The sequence below is a fragment of the Streptomyces sp. NPDC048565 genome, from assembly GCF_040650935.1.
In the GTDB taxonomy this organism is placed as follows: Bacteria; Actinomycetota; Actinomycetes; order Streptomycetales; family Streptomycetaceae; genus Streptomyces.
This window is the reverse complement of the sequence record NZ_JBEZIH010000001.1, coordinates 421,684-442,391: the sequence shown is the minus strand read 5'-3', so window position 1 is coordinate 442,391 and position 20,708 is coordinate 421,684. Positions and strand designations below refer to the sequence as shown.

Below are 20,708 nucleotides of genomic sequence, written 5' to 3'. Positions count from 1 at the left end.
CTCACCAGGGAGAGCTCGGGTGTGCCCGCTCACCAAGGAGAGCTCGGGCGTGCCCGGAACGGCTCGGCGCGCCCCGCCGCCCCGGGGCCTCACCCGCCGGTGTACTCCCGCACCGGCGTCTGCCGAGGCACCCCGGTGGACCCGCAGTCCGTCAGCGGGGCCGGCAGCGGCAGGCCCGAGGTGTCGCCGAGGAAGACCCGGCGGACCACCCGCTCCGACGCGTTCCCGTCGTCGTACGGACAGAACCGGGCCCGGAACGCCGCACGCAGCTGCGCGGCCCGCGGCCCGCGCCATTGGTCCGAGGTGAACGTCTCGTGCAGCTCCTCCTGGTCACGGGCCACCGCCCCGGGAGGGAAGGCCGCCGGATCGAAGTAGGTGCCGCGTGCCGCCTCGTAGGCCTGCGCGTCCTCCAGGTGCAGGACGACCGGCCGGTCCAGATTGACGTAGTCGAACATCAGCGACGAGTAGTCCGTGATCAGCGCGTCGGAGGCGAGGCAGAGCTCCTCGACGGACGGGTGGGAGGTGACGTCGATGATCCGCGGGTGCCGGGTGTGGCCGGCGGAGGCCGGGGCCGGCGCGTCCAGGTAGTGGGAGCGCGCAAGGATCACGAAGTGCGGGTCGAGGACACGGATCAGCTGCTCCAGGTCCAGGGAGTACCTCTGTGCACGGCGGTAGTCCCGGTGCGTCGGCGCGTACAGCAGGGCGCAGCCGCCGTCAGGGACACCGAGGCGCTCGCGCAGCCGGGCGGTCTCTTCGGGGCCCGTGCGGTGGAGGACGTCGTTGCGCGGACTGCCGTACTCCAGCGTGGTGTAGCCGGACGGGTAGGTGCGCTCCCACACGAGGGTGGAGTGCTGGTTCGCCGAGAGCGAGTAGTCCCACTTGTCGACGTTGCGCAGCAGGCGGCCGAAGTCCATGGAGCCGGCCGCGGCGGGCCGGTGCACGAGGTCGGTGCCCATCGTCTTCAGCGGGGTCCCGTGATGTGTCTGGAGCAGCACCTGGCCGGGTCTCTTCACGAGCCTGCGGTCGAAGTTGACGTTGTTCACGAGGTACTTGGCGCGCGCCAGGGCCGTCCAGTACGCCGCTGTTCCCGGGTGCAGCACACGGGTCGCGTCCGGAACCGTGTGCGCGTCCTCGGGGCGGCAGATCCAGGAGGTGCGCAGCCCGGGCACCAGGGCCCTGGCCGTGGCCTCCAGCGCCGCGGGGCTACAGGTGTAGCCACGGTGCCAGTAGGCGGCGAACACGGCGTCCCCGCTGCGGACGGGCAGCCGCAGCTGGACGCGGTAGTGCAGCTGGAGTGCCGCCCCGCGCACCGACCGGCGCGCCGCCGTGGCGGCGCGGCCGAGGAGGCCGCCCAGGCGCTGCGCGAGCCACAGGGCGCGGTAGGTGCGGTGGGCGCCCAGCCGGAACAGCGCGTGCCGCAGCCGGGCGCGGCGGGGTACGCGGGCGCCGGAGGAGCGGTAGCGGCGGCAGTGGGCGCGGGCGCGGCGGAAGAACTGGGCGCGGCTGCCGCGCGGCAGCCGGTCCCGGGAGGTGAAGAGGGTCGAGAAGTGGTCGAGCATCCGGCGGAAGATCACCGGTCGCCAGACGGCGAGTTCGGGGCGGGCGTCGATGAAGGCGAAGACCCGGTCGTACTGGTCGAAGACGTCGAAGTGCCGACGGGTGGTGGTGGAGAGGATGTTGCCCCGGCGCCGCTGGCGGTACCCCACGCAGACGGCGTCCAGCACGGCGATCGACCCGGCGGACATCAGCACCGGGTAGGTCCAGGGGGTGTCCTCGTAGTAGCCGGGCGGGAAGGTGAACCCCTCGGCCTCGATGAACTCGCGGCGGTACGCCTTGTTCCAGACGACCATGAGGACCTTGAGCAGCTCGGGCCGCTCGGTGAGCCGGAAGGAGGCGGGGCCGGCCTCGGTGAGGTGCTCGGCGAAGGTGTTGCGCACGCTCGCGCCCGACCAGTACGTACGGGCGTAGTCGTAGACCAGTACGTCGGGGCCGTCGGTGGCGTCCAGACGGTCGGCGATGGCCTGGAGCGCCTCGGGGGTGAAGGTGTCGTCCCCGTCGAGGAAGAGCAGGTAGTCCCCGGCAGCCCTGGCGACCCCGGCGTTGCGGGCGGGGCCGAGGCCGGCGTTGTGCGGCAGGTGGACGGCGCTGACCCGGGGGTCGCGTGTGGCGTACTCGTCGGCGATCGAGCCGCAGGCGTCCGGTGAACAGTCGTCGACCACGATGATTTCGTAGTCCTTGAAGGACTGGTTCAGCACGGAGTCGAGGCACGCGTGCAGATACGCCTGGACCCGGTACGCGGGCACGATGACACTGAACCGGGGCACAACACATCCAGGGGTCGCTCGCGAGAGGGCAGGTGGCCCGCAAACGGCTGATGGAGTGACTTGGTTACGCGGGATGTGGCGTTCGGGGGAAATACCGAGCCAGGGCGGCCCGATCACGAGTGAACGGGCCGCCCTGGTGTTGACGAACACATGTGCTGATGTGTGGTGTTGCCGGGGCTGTGTTGTCGCCGGGGCGCGTTCCCCGCGCGCTACTTGACGGCGCCCGCCATCACGCCGGAGACGAACTGCCGCTGGAAGGCGAAGAAGACCGCCAGCGGAATCACCATGGAGACGAAGGCCCCGGGCGCCAGTACGTCGATGTTGTTGCCGAACTGACGGACCTGCTGTTGCAGGGCCACGGTGATCGGCGGGGACTCCGAGTCCGCGAAGATCAGCGCGACCAGCATGTCGTTCCACACCCAGAGGAACTGGAAGATCCCGAGTGAGGCGATGGCCGGGCCGCCGAGCGGCATCACGACCCGGGTGAACAGCCGGATCTCACCCGCACCGTCCAGCCGCGCGGCCTCCAGCAGCTCGCGTGGGATCTCGGCGAAGAAGTTCCGCAGCAGGAAGATGGCGAACGGCAGGCCGAACGCCGTGTGGAACATGACCACGCCGAAGGTCGTCTCGAAGATCCCGATGGTTCCGAACAGCTTGGACACCGGGATCAGGGCGACCTGCACGGGGACCACCAGCAGTCCCACGACGACCAGGAACCACCAGTCGCGGCCGGGGAACTCCATCCAGGCGAAGGCGTATCCGGCGAGGGATCCGATGACGACCACCAGGACGGTGGCCGGGACGGTGATCGTGACCGTACTGAGGAGGGAATCGGTGATCGTCGAATTGTCGAGCAGACGCTGGTAGTTGTCGAAGGTGAGCTCGGAGGGCGCGGTGAAGACCTTCCACCAGCCGGTCGCCGCGATGTCCTCGGGCCCTCGCAGCGAGGAGAGCAGCAGCCCGATGGTCGGCATCAGCCAGAACAGGCCCACCAGGATGAGGAAGACCCGCATGGTGCCACCGCCCGCCCTGGCGGCGATCCGCGCACCGAGGGACTGCTTGGCCTCTGTGGTCCCGGTCGTCGTCATCGGCGTCCCTCCTTCCGCATGCGGCGAATGGTGCTGTGTCTTCCCGGGGAGCGACCCCCGGACCCCCGGCAGGAGGATGGTGCCGTGCAGGCCCGAGTCACCGGCGCCCCTCCTTCCGCATGCGGCGAATGTTGAACAGCATCACCGGGATCACCAGCAGCAGCAGGAGTACGGCGATGGCGCTGCCGACCCCGAGATCGGCGTCCGTGCCGAACGAGGAGCGGTACAGCTGGAGGGCCAGGACGTTCGCGTCGTCCTGGGATGAGCCGGGCGCGATGATGAAGACCAGGTCGAAGATCTTCAGGACGTTGATCATCAGGGTGACCAGGACCACCGCGAGCACGGGTGCGAGCATCGGCACCGTGATCCGGCGGAACACCTGCCACTCGTTGGCACCGTCCACCCGCGCCGCTTCGAGGAGTTCGCGCGGCAGACCCGCCAGACCCGCCGCGATCAGCACCATCGCGAATCCGGCCCACATCCAGACGTAGCTGCCGATGATCCCCGGCGTCACCAGGGAAGGCCCGAGCCAGTCGACGCCGTTGTACGGCTCGCGGAAGTTGTCCGCCGGAAGCCGGAGCAGCGATCCGTCCGCCGAGGCGGGCAGGGTGAACACCCCGTCCGCACCCGCTGTGGCCGAGGCGACGACCTTGCCGTCCTTCACCGCCTCGACGGTGATGCCCTTGAGGCCGAGCTCCTGCGGATCGACGACGTTGGGCTTGCCGCCGCCGCCCTTGGTGAAGTCGAGCCAGGCCGTCCCTGTGATCTCCCCGTCCGACGTGGTCGGCGCCTTCGCCGGCTTCGCGTCGTCCGGCATCTTCGCCGGCACCACACCGACCAGCGGCAGGCTGACCGGCTCACCGGTCCGCACCGCATCCTTCGTCACGAAGGAACCGCCGCCGCCCGCCTTCAGCGGATGGACGGGCAGCGGATGCGCCTTCGGGAAGCCGGCGGACTGCGCGAACGTGTCGTGCACCCCCACCGCCACGGCGTTGGCGACACCGCGCTCCGGCGCCTGCTCGTACACCAGGCGGAAGATGATGCCCGCGGCCAGCATCGAGATGGCCATGGGCATGAAGACGACCAGCTTGAACGCCGTACCCCAGCGGATCCGCTCGGTGAGCACCGCGAAGATCAGCCCCAGCACGGTGGCGACCGTCGGTGCGAACACGACCCAGATCGCGTTGTTCTTGACGGCCGTCCTGATCGTGTCGTCCGTGAACAGTGCCCTGTAGTTGTCGAGGCCCGCGAAGCCGGTGCCGGCCTGGTCGAGGAACGAACGGTAGACGGAGTACACGATCGGATAGACGACGAGTGCGCCGAGCAGCACCAGGGCCGGCAGCAGGAACGCCACCGCGACGGCCCTCCTGGTGCCGGTCACGCTTCCGCGTGGGCGCTTGCCGGTGCTCGCACCTGTACCCGTGCCCGTGTCGGGACGCTTGTCGGCGGGGGGCACGCCTCCGGCGCCCCCCGCTGTCGCTGTGGTCACCCCGTCAGCTCTTGTACGCCTTGGCCGCGTCGGACTCCAGCTTGGCTTGAGCCCCCGCGATGTCCTTCGGGTTCTTCAGGAAGTCCTGAAGCGTCTTCCACTCGCCCTTGCCGGGAGTCCCGCCGAACGACTGCGGTGCCTGGTCGGACATGTCGAACCTGACGTCGTCACCGGCGTCGATGAGCGCCTCGGCGATCGTGCGCTGCACGTCGTTCGGATAGGCGGCGGCGTCCAGCGACTTGTTGGGTGAGATGAACCCACCCGCCTCCGCCCAGATCTTCGCCGAGTCCTCGGAGGCGAGCCAGGTCAGCAGCGCCTGGGCGCCCTTGCTGTCCTTGAGCGCCACGGCCGCGTCGCCGCCCGTCACCACGGGGGAGTCGGCGCCGACCGCGGGGAACGGGAACACCTTGGCGTCCGTACCGATCTTCGCCTTGGTCTGCGCGATGTTGATGGAGACGAAGTCGCCCTCGAAGACCATCGCGCCCTTGGGCTGGTCCCCGCCGGTGAACGTCTGGGTGACCGATACGGGGAATTCGGTCTGCAGGGCGCCGTCGGCGCCGCCGGAGATCAGACTCGGCTTGCCGAACAGCTCGGCGAGCGTGGTCAGGGCGTCCTTGACGGACGGGTCAGTCCACTTGATCTTGTGCTCGGCCAGCTGGTCGTACTTCTCGGGGCCTGCCTGGGAGAGGTAGATGTTCTCGAACCAGTCGGTGAGCGTCCAGCCGTCCGCGCCGCCCACCGAGACCGGGGTGACACCGGAGGCGGAGATCGTCTCGGCCGTCGACAGGAAGTCCTTCCAGGTCTTCGGCTCGCCGGCGCCGGCGTTCTCGAACGCCTTCGTGTTGTACCAGACCAGGGACTTGTTGGCGGCCTTGAAGTAGACGCCGTACTGGGTGCCGTCGACCGCGCCGAGGTCCTGCCAGACCTGCGCGTAGTTCTGGCCGAGCTGGGCCCGCGCCTCGGGGCCGACCGGCTTGGCCCACTTCTTGGCGACGGCCTGCTGGATCGCGCCCACCTGCGGGATCATCGCGACGTCCGGGGGCTGGCCGCCCGCGATCTTCGTACCGAGGAAGTTCACGATCGGGTCCTGCGCAGGGACGAAGGTGACCGTGGCGCCGGTCCGCTTCTCGAACTCGTCCAGGACCTTGGTGAAGTTGGCCTGCTCGGGCCCGGTCCACACCGCGGCCACCGATATCTTCTCGCCGTCCAGTTTCGGCAGATTGACGGTCGACGCGCTGTCATCGCTCTTGCCGGAGCTCTTTCCCGAGCCCTTGCCGGCCTTGTCCTTGTCGCCGTCGTCGTCACCGCTGCACCCGGTGAGGGCCAGCGCCCCGATGGCGGTGAACACCAGTGCTGCCCTGCGCATGCGAAGGGTTCTGCGCATCCCTGCCCCGTCTCTCCTGCGGTTCACGTCGTCCGTGCGCACAGTCCTATGCCCGGCGCACCGGCGCCGCAATACCGCGGCCTGTGGCAACCCTGTGATCGTGATGGGCTCGTGACGTAGCGTCAGGGACCCGGTGGCGCGGGCCTTCGGGTCAGGGGATCAGCGGAGGCAGTGGCTCGGCGTTCACCGAACGGGCCGCCCTCTCCAGGGCGCTGGCCAGCAGGGCCAGGTCGGTGGGGCCGTTGCCCAGCTCGCGCACCGGGCGGCGGGCCGGCGGATCCCCCATCCGCTCCCACTCCAGCGGTACGACGGTGGGGCGCAGCGTCGCCGTGCGAGGGATACGGCCGGTGACCCGGCCGCCCTGGAACGGCGTCACCCGGCCGTCCGGATGCCCAAGCCGCCCCCGGCCCGGCGCTGCCTCGTCCGGGGACGGTGGGACGACGGGCGGATCGAGGACGATGCGCAGCCGCGCGCCCCTGGCCAGCTCCGTGTCCTCGGTGCGGTCCGGGCGGGCCGAGGTGGCGACCAGGTGGACACCGAGCCGCCCGCCGTCCCTGGCGACGGCCTCCAGCACGCGCACCACGGACCCGGCGGACGGGCGGCCCGGGCTGCCGAGCGCCGGGGCCACCAGGGCGTCGAAATCGTCGGCCAGGACGACCAGCCGGGGAAGAGGGGAGGGCCCGGGGTCCGTCGGACGGGCTGTGGCGGGCCGCAGCCGCAGGGTGCCGCTGGCGGGTGATTCGAGGTCCCCGCGCTGCTCGGCGGCGCCTGCGGGGCGACGGCCGGTGAGCTCCTGCGACTGTTCGTACCGCGCGTGCCACTCGGTGAAGTCCAGCGTGCCGAGCAGCTCCGCCCTGCGTTTCAGCTCGCCGCCCAGCGCCTGGGCGAACTCCCGCATGCGTACGGGGTCGGAGGCCACCAGGTGCGTGAAGACGTGCGGGAGCTCCGTGCAGGGGCGCAGCCCCTCGCCGCGCTCCCCGTGCTCGCCGCCCGCCCCGTCGATGAGGAGGATGCCGAGCCGGTCGGGACGCGCGGCGGATGCCAGGGACGCGGCGGCGGCGCGCAGCAGCTCCGTACGGCCGCTGCCGGCGGGGCCCTCGACCAGCAGATGCGGTCCCTCGTCGGCCAGATCGACGGAGAGCGGGCCCCGAGGACCGGCGCCGAGGACGATCACCGGCCGGCCCGCGTAACCGGAGGACACGCCTGCGGGGCCGGTCTCCGCGGCGCCGCTGTCGCGGCGCTGCGCGCCGATCCGGGGCGAGCCGCTTCCGGCGGCGGGGGTGTAGGAGGAGCGGCCCGAGCCCGAGCTGGTCGGCCCGCTGGTGCGGAAGGGAGTGCGCCCGGAGTCGGGGGACTCGCGCTGCGCGCCCACCCGGGGCCCCGCGCTCAGGGTGCGGCCGGAGCTCGTCGTGTCCAGGTCCGAGGCGCCCGGCGCGGTCGCGGGCACCGTCGCGCCCGGCTGGTCATCGGCGGTGGAGGCCCAGCGCGCCATCAGGGAGGCCGGAGTGGCACGGGCGAGCCCCAGCTCGTCCAGCAGACGGGCGGACGGGGGCAGGGCAGCGGCCACCGGCCGGCCGGACAGCGCGGCCGTGCCCTCGTCGCGCAGCGGGGCCAGGGCGCGCCCGAACCGCTCGGCCCAGGCCACCGACACCGCGTCCACAGAGGCGACCGTGCCATGGCCCGCGGCCTGGCCGCCCGCCGTGCGCAGCAGTCGCAGCGCGGTCGCCACATCGCCGCTGAGCATGGCGACCGCACCGCACTCACGGAAGGCGATCGAGGCCCGGCACGCGGTGTCGTAGGTCGCGGCGACGGGGGACGTGGGCGAAGCGGCCGGGGTGTCGGCCAGGCAGATCAGATGGATTCCGGCGGCGGCTCCGGCACCGGCCAGGGCGGCCGTCGTCTCGCGCAGGGCGGCGGAGCCTGGATCGCCGTCCACGACCACCACGGTGTACGGCCCTGCGTGCTGCCGGGCAGCCTCGGCGACGGTGGCGCGGTCGGCGCTCGCCCAGCCGTGCCCCAGCGGCCCCTCGTCCATGCGGCGCACCAGCTCCGCCGCGCGGGCCGCCGCCTGCTCACGGTCGTACGCGAGGAGGAGGCGGCAGTCCTGGCCGTGCATCGGGCGCAGATGGGGCAGCCACCCCAGCCAGGACCACTCGCGCCGCCGCTCATCGAGGCTCCGGGTGCGGTCCGTGCTGATCAGCACGATCTCCACGTCGAAGGGGGAGTGCAGCGCGGCGAGCTGGGCCACCGTCGAGCGGGCGAGCCCGGAGAGCCGGGACCGAGGGCCCGCGAGCCCGAGTGAGCCGGCCTCGCGCAGCCCCACGGTGACCGGCACGGCGGGCAGGTCGGCCCGCTCCGTGGTCCCGAGCCGCACGACCAGGGCCTCCGGGTGCGCGGTGTCGCGCTCCCACAGGCGGGGTCCTGGGCCGAGCGCGGTGAGGAGCACGGTCGCGGGGTCGGGCCAGGTCCCGGCCGGGGCGGACGGGGTGTGAACGGGGACGGAGGGGGAGTGCGGGGCGGACACGGACTCCGGTCCTGTCGCCGGTGAGCCGCCTGAGGGCGCTCCGTGGGTCTGCTCGCCCTTGCCGCTCGCGAGCCGGCGCGCCCAGGCGCCTATGCCGCGTCTGGGAACCTCCACGGGAGCGAGCGGGGCGCCGCGGCCATGGGTGACCTGGGCGAAGGGCTCCCCCTGGCCGGCGTCCTGGCCGGAAGGGCCCTCGGCGTATCCCTCGTGTGCGGGGTGCGTGGCGTGGGAGGGGCCGTGCCCCTCGGTGCCGGCCGGGTCCGTGTCGGGTCCCCCGGCCGCCCCGTGCGCGCCGCCCGGAGCGTCCACACGGGCCACCCGCAGATGGCCCTCGCCGTCCGGCGCCGTCGCCAGTGCGGGCGTACGGATGCCGGGCGTGAGCCGGAGCGTGGACTCGCCGAGCCGCAGCAGGGCGCCCGGGACCAGCCGGACCGGGCGGTCGTGGATGTCCGTGCCGTCCAGCGAGGTGCCGTTGGTGGAGCCCAGGTCGGCGACGGACACCCGTCCGTCGTCCGAGACCGTCACCGCGCAGTGCAGCCGGGAGACATCGGGGTCGTCGAGCGGTACGTCCGCCTCGGCCGAGCGGCCGATCCTGATCTGCCCGCCGTGCAGCAGATGGACCCCGCCGGCATCAGGTCCCGCGATCACCTGCAGCCTGGCCGGGACGGCGTCGTCGGCCGCCTCGTCCTCGCCCGGCACCTGGAGCGAGAGCACCGTGCCGTCCACCAGGGGCGGCTCGCCGAGGGCGCAGCGCTGTGGGTCGAGCCGCTCACGCCCGGCGTACAGCACGGTGGCGCCGCCGCTCAGGGAGCCCTCCGGGCCGGAGACCGCGGCGGCCAGGCTGGAGGCGACGGCCGCGAGAGCCGTCCCGGCGGGGGCGGTCACGAGCACGTCGCAGGCGCGCGCCGGGTTCTGGCCGCTGCGCGGCGCGAGGACGGTCAGCCGGATCTGCATCGCCGTCAGCGGTCCCTTCTGCGCGGGGTGCCCGGCAGGGGAAATGCCCTGTGATTCCCCCCACCCGGCACGGACGCGTCGTCCGGTACAGGTCGTCACGGACCGTGAGGCTCCCGACCTGACGGTTCCGTGCTTGCACGCATCCTCGCACCTGCCACTGACAACACGCCCGGGGGTGACCGCTTAGTGATCTTGAATGGCCGAGTGTGCGTGCAAAAGTGCCTGCTTGGTCCCGCCGAGGGTGTGCTGCACACTCGTTCGGCAACCAACTCTTCCGTGTCTGCGTCTTCCCGCTGACACAGCGGCAACACGACGCGACGACGACCGACCGGTGCCCCGTACGGCGGCATTAGAGTGGGCCGGAACATCCGGGAGGGCCCGGGGATCCGCAAGCACAACGATCAGCAGGGAGCGCATGACGTGCGGCCGGTAGGCAGCAAGTACCTGCTCGAGGAACCGCTCGGACGCGGCGCCACGGGCACCGTCTGGCGAGCCCGCCAGCGGGAGACCGCGGGCGCCGAGGCGGCCGTCGCCGGGCAGCCGGGCGAGACCGTCGCGATCAAGGTGCTCAAGGAGGAGCTCGCCAACGACGCGGACGTCGTGATGCGGTTCCTGCGTGAGCGTTCCGTGCTCCTGCGGCTCACCCACGCGAACATCGTGCGCACCCGTGACCTCGTCGTCGAGGGCGATCTCCTCGCCCTGGTGATGGACCTGGTCGACGGCCCTGACCTGCACCGCTACCTCCGCGAGAACGGGCCGCTCACCCCGGTCGCCGCCTCGCTCCTCACCGCCCAGATCGCGGACGCGCTGGCCGCGAGCCACGCCGACGGTGTCGTGCACCGCGACCTGAAGCCCGCCAACGTGCTGCTCGACGAGCGCAACGGCGAGATGCACCCGATGCTGACCGACTTCGGCATCGCGCGCCTCGCGGACTCCCCGGGCCTGACCAGGACCCATGAGTTCGTCGGCACGCCCGCCTATGTGGCGCCCGAGTCCGCCGAGGGCCGTCCGCAGACCTCGGCCGTCGACATCTACGGCGCGGGCATCCTGCTCTACGAGCTGGTCACAGGCCGTCCGCCGTTCGCGGGCGGAACCGCGCTCGAGGTCCTGCAACGGCACCTCAGCGAGGAGCCTCGGCGCCCGAGCACCGTCCCCGAACCGCTGTGGACGGTCATCGAGCGCTGCCTGAGCAAGGACCCGGACCGGCGTCCCAGCGCGGTGAACCTCGCCCGTGCGCTGCGTACGGTCGGCGCCGGTATCGGCGTCCACGCGAACGCGGCGCAGATCGCGGCGGCCGAGGGCGTGGGCGCCCTGCTCACCCCCGACCCGGCACCCGCGGCTGTCCCGGACGCCCCGGGCGCGGCCGACCCGACCCAGGTGCTGCCGACCAACGCGGGCTCGCACGACCCGGCGGCCCCGACCAGCGTGATGCAGCAGACCCCGGGCGGCGGCGCCGACCCGACCGCGATGATGCCGCCCGTACCCCCGCGCCCCGACGGCGCGCCGCAGTCCGACGAGCCGCACCCCTGGCAGTCCCAGCTCAGGGCGGCCCGGGACCGTAACGAGCAGACGCAGGTCCAGTACCTCGACCCGAGCCAGGACCCGCTGCGCCGCGCCCCCCAGCGCCAACAGCCCCAGCAGCAGCCTCAGCAGCCCCAGCAGCCCCAGCGCCGGCAGCCGCAGCCGCAGCCGCAGCCTCAGGACCAGCGGTACGCGCAGCAGCAGGCCCAGCAGTATCCGCAGCAGCAGCCCCAGCGCTACCAGCCGCAGCCTCAGCAGCAGCAGCGGCCCCAGCCGCAGCAGAGGCAGCAGTACGCGCCCCCGCAGCAGCCCGAGCCGCAGGCGCCGGCGCCCCGCCAGCCCAGGCAGCGCAGCGCCAACCCGATGCGCATCCCCGGCCTCGGCTGCCTCAAGGGGTGTCTGTTCACGGTGGTGCTGCTGATCATCGCGGGCTGGCTCATCTGGGAACTGACGCCGCTTCAGGACTGGGTCGACGAAGGCACGAGCTTCTGGCACGCCATAGGGGACGGCATCGGCAGGGTCACCGACTGGGCCAGGGATCTGGGCGGAAGCGGCCAGTAACGGCCACACCTCGTCTCTTTGTCGACTTCTGCGGCCCAATTCGCCCGCAGAAGTGAAGGTTGGCGTCATCCGGGGCACGCAACACCCCATCGGCCGCGTAACTTTGTCGACCGGGGGTCAACGCCAGCCGCTGAGGGAGCAGTCTTGGCACGGAATATCGGCAGCCGGTACACCGCCCACCAGATCCTGGGGCGCGGCAGCGCCGGCACGGTGTGGCTCGGCGACGGGCCCGAGGGCCCGGTCGCCATCAAGCTGCTCCGTGAGGACCTCGCGTCCGACCAGGAGCTCGTGGGCCGCTTCGTGCAGGAACGTACCGCGCTGCTCGGGCTCGGGCATCCGCATGTCGTCGCCGTCCGCGACCTCGTGGTGGACGGCACCGACCTGGCGCTGGTGATGGATCTGGTGCGGGGCACCGATCTGCGTACCCGCCTGGACCGGGAACGCCGTCTCGCGCCCGAGGCCGCCGCGGCGATCATCGCGGACGTCGCCGACGGCCTCGCCGCCGCGCACCGCGCGGGAGTGGTCCACCGCGACGTCAAGCCGGAGAACATCCTGCTCGACATGGAGGGCCCTCTCGGTCCCGGCGGTTCCCACCCCGCGCTGCTCACCGACTTCGGCGTCGCCAAGCTGATCGACACCCCGCGCCGCACCAAGGCCACCCAGATCATCGGCACACCGGACTATCTGGCGCCCGAGATCGTGGAAGGCCTCCCGCCGCGCGCCGCCGTGGACATCTACGCCCTGGCGACCGTGCTCTACGAGCTCCTGGCCGGCTTCACTCCCTTCGGCGGCGGCCACCCCGGCGCCGTCCTGCGCCGCCATGTGACCGAGACGGTCGTCCCGCTCCCGGGCATCCCCGACGAGCTGTGGCAGCTCCTGGTGCAGTGCCTGGCCAAGGCCCCGGCCTCCAGGCTGCGGGCCTCCGAGCTGGCGACCCGGCTGCGGGAGCTGCTGCCGCTGCTGTCCGGGATACCCCCGCTCGACGTCGACGAGCCGGGCAACGAGAGCGAACCGCAGGCCTACGACGAACAGCAGTACACCCCGGCCCCCGAGGAGGAGCCCCGCCGCCGCGGCGCGGTCCCGCTGGTGCCCGGTTCCTCCCCCGACTCCAACCGGGACACCCATACGAGCATGCGGGTCCCCGCCCCGGACGAACTCTCCGGAGGCCCCCTCGGCACGGCCCGCGCCCCGCGCGCGCCCGGCCGGCCCCGCCCCGGTTCGGCCCGCAACAAGTCGGCGGTTGTCCGGAAGCGCAGGATCACCCTGGGCGTCGCCGCGGTCGCCGTGTGTGTGGCGATAGGGGTCGGCGGCTGGTTCGCCACGAGTGGCGACGACCCGGGCACCGCACCCGACGACACCCGGAATTCTGCTCCGTCGGCCCCCTGAGAGCCCGTCCCCCGGGGGCCTGGACCCGGGGGAGGGACATGTTCATCCGCCCAGCCGTTACGCTGGACCCGTGGCAGTCGTCGATATTTCCGAAGAGCTGAAGTCCCTCTCCTCGACCATGGGGTCGATCGAGGCCGTCCTGGACCTGGATGCGCTGAGGGCCGACATCGCCGCGCTCGAGGAGCAGGCGGCGGCCCCGTCCCTCTGGGACGACCCGGAGGCGGCACAGAAGATCACCAGCAAGCTTTCGCACCTCCAGGCCGAGGTCCGCAGGGCCGAGGCCCTGCGCAGTCGCATCGACGACCTGGAGGTCCTGTTCGAGCTCGCCGAGGACGAGGGCGACGCCGACGCGCGCGCCGAGGCGGAGACCGAGCTGGAGTCCGTCCGTAAGGCACTGGACGAGATGGAGGTCCGCACGCTCCTCTCCGGTGAGTACGACGCGCGCGAGGCCCTGGTCACGATCCGGGCCGAGGCCGGCGGTGTCGACGCCGCCGACTTCGCCGAGAAGCTCCAGCGCATGTACCTCCGCTGGGCCGAGCGGCACAACTACAAGACCGAGGTCTACGAGACGGCCTACGCCGAAGAGGCCGGCATCAAGTCGACCACCTTCGCGGTGGAGGTCCCGTACGCCTACGGCACGCTCTCCGTCGAGCAGGGCACCCACAGGCTCGTCCGCATCTCGCCGTTCGACAACCAGGGCCGGCGCCAGACCTCCTTCGCGGGTGTCGAGGTGCTTCCCGTGGTCGAGCAGACGGACCACGTCGAGATCGACGAGTCCGAGCTCCGCGTCGACGTCTACCGCTCGTCGGGCCCCGGCGGCCAGGGCGTCAACACCACCGACTCCGCGGTGCGCCTGACCCACCTGCCCACCGGCATCGTCGTCTCCTGTCAGAACGAGCGCTCGCAGATCCAGAACAAGGCGTCCGCGATGAACGTCCTCCAGGCGAAGCTCCTCGAACGCCGCCGCCAGGAGGAGCAGGCGAAGATGAACGCGCTCAAGGGCGACGGTGGCAACTCCTGGGGCAACCAGATGCGTTCCTACGTCCTCCACCCGTACCAGATGGTCAAGGACCTGCGTACGGAGTTCGAGATGGGCAACCCGGAAGCGGTCTTCGGCGGCGAGATCGACGGCTTCATCGAGGCCGGCATCCGCTGGCGCAAGCAGAGCGAGAAGTAACCACGGCCGCAAGGCCGTTCGGGCCCGTACAGGTTGTTCTGTCCGGGCCCGAACGCGTTCCCGGCGCGCTCACCCTGTTGGGAGCGCAGGGGAGTTGAGGGAGAGGCGTGGCGAATGGGTCACAGTCGTGATTCCGAATACCCGTCAAGAACCCCCATAGTGGCCCGTATGGCACCGGAACGGCCTTGACGTAGTTCTTATCTCTGGACAGGGTGCTAGAGCAGCACGCTTATGTCTGGGACAGGTGTGATCGGGGGCGGGCGGGATGACCACGGTACGGCGTGGCCCTGCAGAGAGTGTGACCCCGCAGGGCCGTGGACCGCATAGGGCTGCTCCATCGACGAGATCAGCTACTGGGGGTAGCAAACAGATGACGAAGAAGACGCGCATCCGCGTGGCGCGCATAGCCGCGTGCGCAGTGATCGCCGCGGGCGCCTCGCTCACCGCCGCGGGTGCGGCGCAGGCGTCGGGGCTCGGTGACCTCCTCGGGATTTCCGAATCCCCGAGCGGTGACCCGACCAACCCGGGCACTCCGACCGATGACCCGACCGACCCGGGCGAGGAGGACCCGACCAACCCGGGTGAGCCGACGGACGAGCCCACCGGTGAGCCGACCGACGAGCCGACGGGTGAGCCGACGGGTGAGCCGACGGGTGAGCCGACGGGTGAGCCGACGGACGAGCCCACCGGTGAGCCGACCGGCGAGCCGACGGGTGAGCCGACGGACGAGCCCACCGGTGAGCCGACCGACGAGCCCACGGGTGAGCCGACGGACCAGCCCACGGGCGCACCCACGGGTGAGCCGTCGGACCCGTCCTACCCGGACGCCGGTGACAACACCGACACGGACAGTGCCGGCAACCAGCCGGTCGAGCAGGGCAAGGGCAAGGACGAGCTCGCCGAGACCGGTGCGGCCGAGACCACCTTCCTGGTGATCGGTGCCGCGACGATGATCGCCGGTGGTATCGGCTTCCGCTTCCTGCCGCGTCTGGCCGGCGGCGGTCGTACGGCCGCCTGACGCCCGTCAGCGCACACTGAAGGGCCCGGGAGCGCCGACATGGCCTTCCCGGGCTCTTTCGTGTGCGGGGGCTTCCTGGGGCCGTACGCTCATGGCTCAGCCCCGCCGGACAGGTGTCACGATTCTCCGGCTCGGGTGGCGCGCGATGCGCCCTCCGGCTCAGACGGCCTGGTGCGCCAGAAGTGCCAGGGCCGCCATCAGGATCACCATCAGGGCGATCAGCATCGCCGGATTCAGCCCCGCGAAGGGGCCCTCGTCCTGCTTGCGCTGCCGGCTCGCCCGGCAGACGGGGCAGCGGCCCTCGTTCACGGGAGCCGCGCAGTTCGCGCACACCAGTCGGTCATAGGTCATGCGCATTCCTCCTCCCGCGCGGCGGAGCCGCACCAGCCTTCTCTCCGCACAACGCTCCGGGAAACTCAACCGTTCCCCCTACCACTCTGCCAGGTCGCGGCGCTTTCGGCGCGGCCCGGCGGGCAAGGTCCGGCACGCCCCGGTTCGTGCACCGTCGCGTTCCCTCACATAACACCCATTGCTGGACGCCGACTGCACGCGTCCGCCCGCTTCGCGTAGTGTCACGCTCACCTACCCCCGGCCGACCGTGGTGCATCCGTGATCCGATTCGACAACGTCTCCAAGACCTACCCGAAGCAGAGCCGCCCAGCTCTCCGGGATGTCTCACTCGACATCGAGAAGGGCGAGTTCATCTTCCTGGTGGGCTCATCGGGCTCAGGTAAGTCCACCTTCATGCGGCTCATCCTGCGGGAAGAGCGCGCAAGTCAGGGCATGGTCCATGTCCTCGGCAAGGACCTCGCGCGACTGTCCAACTGGAAGGTGCCGCAGATGCGCCGCCAGCTGGGCACGGTCTTCCAGGACTTCCGGCTCCTCCCCAACAAGACCGTCGCCGAGAACGTGGCCTTCGCGCAGGAGGTCATCGGCAAGCCGCGCGGCGAGATCCGCAAGGCCGTGCCGCAGGTTCTCGACCTCGTGGGTCTCGGGGGCAAGGAGGACCGGATGCCCGGTGAGCTCTCCGGTGGTGAGCAGCAACGTGTCGCCATCGCGCGGGCGTTCGTCAACCGCCCCATGCTGCTGATCGCGGACGAGCCGACCGGCAACCTCGACCCGCAGACCTCCGTGGGCATCATGAAGCTGCTGGACCGGATCAACCGGACCGGCACCACCGTGATCATGGCGACCCACGACCAGAACATCGTCGACCAGATGCGCAAACGCGTCATCGAGCTCGAGCAGGGCCGTCTCGTACGTGACCAGGCGCGCGGCGTCTACGGCTACCAGCACTGAGCATCGAGTACTGAAAGGACGCCATGCGCGCCCAGTTCGTCCTGTCGGAGATCGGCGTCGGTCTTCGTCGTAACCTCACGATGACCTTCGCGGTCGTGGTCTCCGTCGCCCTCTCGCTCGCTCTGTTCGGCGGAGCGCTGTTGATGCGCGAGCAGGTCAGCTCGATGAAGACCTACTGGTACGACAAGGTCAACGTCTCGATCTTCCTCTGCAACAAGAACGACGCCAAGGACGTCCCCAAGTGTGCCAAGGGCGCTGTCACGGCGGAGCAGAAGAAGGAGATCAAGGCTGACCTGGAGAAGATGGAGGCCGTCGAGAAGCCGGTCCTCTTCGAGACGGTCGACCAGGCGTACAAGCACTACCAGGAGCAGTTCGGCGACTCGCCGATGGCCGGCAACATCACCCCGGACCAGATGCAGGAGTCGTTCCGCGTCAAGCTGAAGGACCCGCAGAAGTACAAGGTGGTCGCGACGGCCTTCGCGGGCCGTGACGGGGTGCAGTCCGTCCAGGACCAGCGAAGCATCCTGGACAACCTCTTCGGGCTGATGAACGGCATGAACGTGGCCGCGATCTTCCTGATGGGGCTGATGCTTGTCATTGCTCTGATGCTCATCGTGAACACCGTCCGCGTCTCGGCGTTCAGCCGGAGACGGGAAACGGGGATCATGCGGCTCGTGGGGGCCTCCGGCTTCTACATCCAGATGCCGTTCATCATGGAGGCCGCGTTCGCCGGCCTGATCGGCGGCCTGCTCGCCTGCGTGATCCTGATAGCGGCACGGTACTTCCTGATCGACGGCGGACTCGCGCTCCAGCAGAAGCTGAATCTGATCGACTTCATCGGCTGGGAGGCGGTTCTCACGAAGCTTCCGCTGGTCCTGGCGATCGGCCTGCTGATGCCCGCGGTTGCCGCTCTCTTCGCGCTGCGCAAGTACCTCAAGGTGTGACGAGCGCCCCGTCCCGCATGCGGCCAACCAACCGTATGCGGCCGGGGCGTTGTCCTACACTCAGCCACATGCTGGGCCTTACGCACCTTTTGAAACCCCGCGGTGTCTGCCGCGGGGCGGCCCTGACGTTGGTGTTCGCGAGCGTGCTGGCCACCGCCGCGGCCACCGGGTCCCTGCCCCGTGAGGACGGAAAGGGCACGGAGATAGACGCCCACGCGGTGTCCTCCGCCGCCGGTTCCGTGGACCGTGAGGAGATCGCCGACGCGGTCGCCGACGCGGAGGCCGACGGCAAGTCCGGCACGGACGCCGCCCAGGAGGTCGTCAGCCGCAGCGGGGACCGCTGGGGCGCGGTGTACGACGAGCGGGAGTACGAGGATTTCGAGCAGGCGCTCGACGGTTCGTACACGGGCGTGGGGGTCTCCGCCCGCCGTTCGGCCCGCGGTGAGGTCACCGTGACCGGGGTCGAGCCCGGCGGACCGGCGGACCTGGCCGGTGTGCGCAGGGGCGACCTGCTGCTGACCCTGGACGGCCGTCCGGTCCGTAAGCGTCCCGTCGCCGAAGTGGTCGCGCTGCTGCGCGGGGACCGGCTGAAGACGCCGGAGGGCTCATCCGTGGACCTCGGGCTGAGCCGTGGCGGGCGGTCCTGGACCACGACGCTGCGCAGGGCGCGGCTGAGCACGGAACCGGTGAGTGTCCGGCGCCTCGGCCAGGACTCTTCATCGGCCGTGCTGATCAAGGTCACCGCGTTCACCAAGGGCGCGGGCGGCGAGGTCCGTGACGCCGTGCGGGAGGCGCCCGGGGACGCCGGGATCCTCCTGGACCTCAGGGCCAACACGGGCGGTCTGGTCAGCGAGGCCGTCACCGCCTCCTCCGCCTTCCTGGACGGCGGTCTTGTCGCCACCTACGACGTGCACGGAGAGCAGCGCGCCCTGTACGCGGAGTCCGGCGGGGACACAGGCCGGCCCGTGGTCGTCCTGGTGGACGGCGGCACGATGAGCGCCGCCGAGCTCCTGACGGGCGCTCTCCAGGACCGGGGGAGGGCCGTGACGGTCGGCACCCGCACCTTCGGCAAGGGCTCCGTCCAGATGCCCAGCAAGCTCCCGGGCGGCTCGGTGGCCGAGCTGACCGTCGGGCAGTACCGCACTCCGGCGGGCCGCAGCGTCGAGGGGAGCGGCATCACGCCGGACGTCGGGGCGGGTCCGGAGGCCCAGCAGCGGGGCGAAACAGTATTGAGTGGCCTCGGGGGTGGGTCGTAGTGCGAAAATGACCGCACTATGGCCAAGGAAAAAGACACCGGGCGCAAGATGATTGCGCAGAACAAGAAGGCGCGGCACGACTACCACGTCCTCGACACCTACGAGTGCGGTCTCGTGCTGATGGGCACAGAGGTCAAGTCGCTGCGGATGGGCAGGGCGTCGCTGGTCGACGGCTTCGTCCAGATCGACAACGGAGAGGCGTGGCTGCACAACATCCACGTCCCCGAGTACGTACAGGGCACCTGGACCAACCACTCGGCCAAGCGCAAGCGCAAGCTGCTCCTGCACCGGGCCGAGATCGACAAGCTGGCGTCCAAGTCGCAGGAGTCCGGTCACACGATCGTGCCGCTCGCCCTGTACTTCAGGGACGGGCGCGTCAAGGTCGAGATCGCGCTCGCGAAGGGCAAGAAGGAGTACGACAAGCGCCAGACGCTGCGCGAGAAGCAGGACACGCGGGAGACGAACCGCGCGATCTCGGCGGCCCGCCGGCGCCAGCGCAGCGCGTAGGCGGCCGCTGTCCGGGGCCCGCGCCCCGGAGCCTGCCGGAATACGGTGGCATCCGCGTGCGTTGGTCACGTACGATGGGCCGTGCACCCCACAGAGGGTGCGCGTATTGAAAAATCAACATGGGGATGATCGGTTTCGACAGCGGATGTCGAAGCAGGGGAAGCGAGTCGAGGAAGCGGCAATGATCTCGTAAACCATATGTCGCAACCAATAATCGCCAATTCCAAGCGCGATTCCTCCGCCTTCGCCCTCGCTGCCTAATTAGCAGCTAAGCGAAGACTCTGCGGAGTGTCAGCCCGGGGGTGATCCCGACCCGGATCCTGGCATCATTCAGGGATCTAAACTTCTGAGCCCGGTCACGGGGCCCTGAAGGAAATCTAACAGTGACTGGGCCTGTCGGAGGCTTGTTCGCGTGACCTCCGGGGCCGAGAAAAGCGCAGCGAACTGCACTCGGAGAAGCCCTGGTTCCGCACCGTTGGACGCGGGTTCGATTCCCGCCATCTCCACAACCCCATGTACATACAGCCCCTGACCTGCGAGTAATTCGCCAGGTCAGGGGCTTTTTGTATGCGCTGCTAGCCAGGTTCTTGTTCGGACTCGGACTCGTCGTGAATGGTCAAAGCTCCGGCGAGATCGAGGTCGGCAACAGTGCCGTGAGCCCCCGCGCGGACGAGCAGCACGGCGCCGAGCGCGGTGCTCCAGAAGGTCCTGGCCTCCGCTTCGAGCGGCCGGCGGGCCCTCCAGCCGCGGCTCTCGACGATCCGGTCCACGAAACGCTCGGACTGCCGGAACAGCAACTGGAGGTGCTGGTCGACCACGGGGGCGAGTTCCGGCTTGGAAATCCCGGCGGCGAGTGCGCGTGCGACCGACGGCAGCGAGGGCATGGCCAGCACGGCGCGGGCGATGTTCCGCCGGAATGCCGCCGCGTCGGGGGCCTGGCGGCCGATGCGCTCGATCCTTCGGGCGTCGTGCAGCAAGCCGAGAAAGGCGGCGTGCACGAGCAGCGAGTCCTTGGAGCCGAAGTAATACGTGACCTGGTTGGGGAAGACGCCTCCCGCCTTCGCGATCTCCGCGACGCTCACCTCGGCGCCTGGCCGCTCCTTGCAGAGCTGTGCGGTTGCTTCGATCAGCCGGCGCCTCGTCGTGCGACCGCGGTCACGCGACCGGGCCGACGACGACCGGACTTCGGTCCGCTTCTTCTCGTCCACGCCGAAATTGTATGTGATACAACAGCTGGGCACGCTTGTTGTATGGCATACAAGAAAGGCTGAAGGGC

15 protein-coding genes and 1 other RNA gene are annotated in these 20,708 nt (G+C 70.7%); 9 read left to right on the top strand and 7 right to left on the bottom strand.

Features of this window, described 5'->3' with window-relative positions; genetic code table 11:
• Positions 1-89: 89 nt before the first annotated feature.
• The 5 genes from AB0C75_RS01965 to AB0C75_RS01945 all read right to left on the bottom strand — a co-directional run bounded on the left by AB0C75_RS01965 (position 90) and on the right by AB0C75_RS01945 (position 9,763).
• Entirely contained in the window at positions 90-2,324 is a 2,235-nt protein-coding gene (locus tag AB0C75_RS01965; RefSeq protein ID WP_362886072.1) for a bifunctional glycosyltransferase family 2 protein/CDP-glycerol:glycerophosphate glycerophosphotransferase, read from the bottom strand.
• 209 nt (positions 2,325-2,533) lie between these two features.
• Positions 2,534-3,412, bottom strand: coding sequence for a carbohydrate ABC transporter permease (locus tag AB0C75_RS01960; RefSeq protein ID WP_362886070.1), 879 nt, complete (start codon positions 3,410-3,412; stop codon positions 2,534-2,536).
• 97 nt (positions 3,413-3,509) lie between these two features.
• Entirely contained in the window at positions 3,510-4,901 is a 1,392-nt protein-coding gene (locus tag AB0C75_RS01955) for a sugar ABC transporter permease (RefSeq protein WP_362886068.1), read from the bottom strand.
• 4 nt (positions 4,902-4,905) lie between these two features.
• Positions 4,906-6,285: an extracellular solute-binding protein gene (locus tag AB0C75_RS01950; RefSeq protein ID WP_362886066.1), complete on the bottom strand. Its 1,380-nt coding sequence runs from the start codon at positions 6,283-6,285 to the stop codon at positions 4,906-4,908.
• 151 nt (positions 6,286-6,436) lie between these two features.
• A complete protein-coding gene (locus AB0C75_RS01945) occupies positions 6,437-9,763 on the bottom strand; it encodes an FHA domain-containing protein (RefSeq protein ID WP_362886064.1) in 3,327 nt (1,108 codons plus the stop codon).
• 420 nt (positions 9,764-10,183) lie between these two features.
• Here AB0C75_RS01945 and AB0C75_RS01940 point away from each other — a divergent pair, with 420 nt between their 5' ends.
• The 4 genes from AB0C75_RS01940 (at position 10,184) to AB0C75_RS01925 (ending at position 15,426) form a co-directional block, all read left to right on the top strand.
• Positions 10,184-11,845: a serine/threonine-protein kinase gene (locus AB0C75_RS01940; RefSeq protein WP_362886062.1), complete on the top strand. Its 1,662-nt coding sequence runs from the start codon at positions 10,184-10,186 to the stop codon at positions 11,843-11,845.
• 144 nt (positions 11,846-11,989) lie between these two features.
• Positions 11,990-13,231, top strand: a complete 1,242-nt coding sequence (locus AB0C75_RS01935; RefSeq protein WP_362886060.1) for a serine/threonine-protein kinase — start codon at positions 11,990-11,992, stop codon at positions 13,229-13,231.
• 70 nt (positions 13,232-13,301) lie between these two features.
• Complete coding sequence (gene prfB, locus AB0C75_RS01930; RefSeq protein WP_362886058.1) at positions 13,302-14,408, top strand: peptide chain release factor 2; 1,107 nt, start codon at positions 13,302-13,304, stop codon at positions 14,406-14,408.
• A 370-nt stretch (positions 14,409-14,778) separates the two neighbouring features.
• A complete protein-coding gene (locus tag AB0C75_RS01925; protein ID WP_362886056.1) occupies positions 14,779-15,426 on the top strand; it encodes a PT domain-containing protein in 648 nt (215 codons plus the stop codon).
• 159 nt (positions 15,427-15,585) lie between these two features.
• Here AB0C75_RS01925 and AB0C75_RS01920 read toward each other — a convergent pair whose 3' ends face one another.
• The gene (locus tag AB0C75_RS01920) at positions 15,586-15,777 is read right to left on the bottom strand and encodes a hypothetical protein (protein WP_362886054.1); all 192 of its coding nucleotides are present in this window, start codon (positions 15,775-15,777) and stop codon (positions 15,586-15,588) included.
• Positions 15,778-16,035: 258 nt separating this feature from the next.
• On the opposite strand from AB0C75_RS01920, the gene ftsE reads away from it, so the two are divergent.
• The 5 genes from ftsE (at position 16,036) to ssrA (ending at position 19,941) form a co-directional block, all read left to right on the top strand.
• Positions 16,036-16,725, top strand: a complete 690-nt coding sequence (ftsE, locus tag AB0C75_RS01915; RefSeq protein WP_362886052.1) for a cell division ATP-binding protein FtsE — start codon at positions 16,036-16,038, stop codon at positions 16,723-16,725.
• Positions 16,726-16,748: 23 nt separating this feature from the next.
• Positions 16,749-17,669: a permease-like cell division protein FtsX gene (ftsX, locus tag AB0C75_RS01910; protein ID WP_362886050.1), complete on the top strand. Its 921-nt coding sequence runs from the start codon at positions 16,749-16,751 to the stop codon at positions 17,667-17,669.
• Between the two features lie 68 nt (positions 17,670-17,737).
• Positions 17,738-18,925: a S41 family peptidase gene (locus AB0C75_RS01905; protein WP_362886048.1), complete on the top strand. Its 1,188-nt coding sequence runs from the start codon at positions 17,738-17,740 to the stop codon at positions 18,923-18,925.
• A gap of 18 nt (positions 18,926-18,943) precedes the next feature.
• The gene (gene smpB, locus AB0C75_RS01900) at positions 18,944-19,432 is read left to right on the top strand and encodes an SsrA-binding protein SmpB (protein WP_362886046.1); all 489 of its coding nucleotides are present in this window, start codon (positions 18,944-18,946) and stop codon (positions 19,430-19,432) included.
• 121 nt (positions 19,433-19,553) lie between these two features.
• Positions 19,554-19,941: a transfer-messenger RNA gene (gene ssrA, locus AB0C75_RS01895) on the top strand.
• Positions 19,942-20,007: 66 nt separating this feature from the next.
• Here the strand turns inward: ssrA and AB0C75_RS01890 are convergent.
• Positions 20,008-20,640 carry a TetR/AcrR family transcriptional regulator C-terminal domain-containing protein gene (locus AB0C75_RS01890; RefSeq protein ID WP_362886044.1) on the bottom strand — a complete coding sequence of 211 codons (633 nt, stop codon included), beginning with the start codon at positions 20,638-20,640 and terminating at the stop codon, positions 20,008-20,010.
• Between the last annotated feature and the right edge of the window lie 68 nt (positions 20,641-20,708).

Bases quoted from the DNA above. Each gene is read 5' to 3' on its own strand.
- AB0C75_RS01960 (WP_362886070.1), bottom strand. From the start codon at position 3,412: ATGACGACGACCGGGACCACAGAGGCCAAGCAGTCCCTCGGTGCGCGG.
- AB0C75_RS01950 (WP_362886066.1), bottom strand. From the start codon at position 6,285: ATGCGCAGAACCCTTCGCATGCGCAGGGCAGCACTGGTGTTCACCGCC.
- AB0C75_RS01945 (WP_362886064.1), bottom strand. From the start codon at position 9,763: ATGCAGATCCGGCTGACCGTCCTCGCGCCGCGCAGCGGCCAGAACCCG.
- AB0C75_RS01925 (WP_362886056.1), top strand. From the start codon at position 14,779: ATGACGAAGAAGACGCGCATCCGCGTGGCGCGCATAGCCGCGTGCGCA.
- AB0C75_RS01920 (WP_362886054.1), bottom strand. From the start codon at position 15,777: ATGACCTATGACCGACTGGTGTGCGCGAACTGCGCGGCTCCCGTGAAC.
- ftsX (WP_362886050.1), top strand. From the start codon at position 16,749: ATGCGCGCCCAGTTCGTCCTGTCGGAGATCGGCGTCGGTCTTCGTCGT.
- AB0C75_RS01905 (WP_362886048.1), top strand. From the start codon at position 17,738: ATGCTGGGCCTTACGCACCTTTTGAAACCCCGCGGTGTCTGCCGCGGG.
- smpB (WP_362886046.1), top strand. From the start codon at position 18,944: ATGGCCAAGGAAAAAGACACCGGGCGCAAGATGATTGCGCAGAACAAG.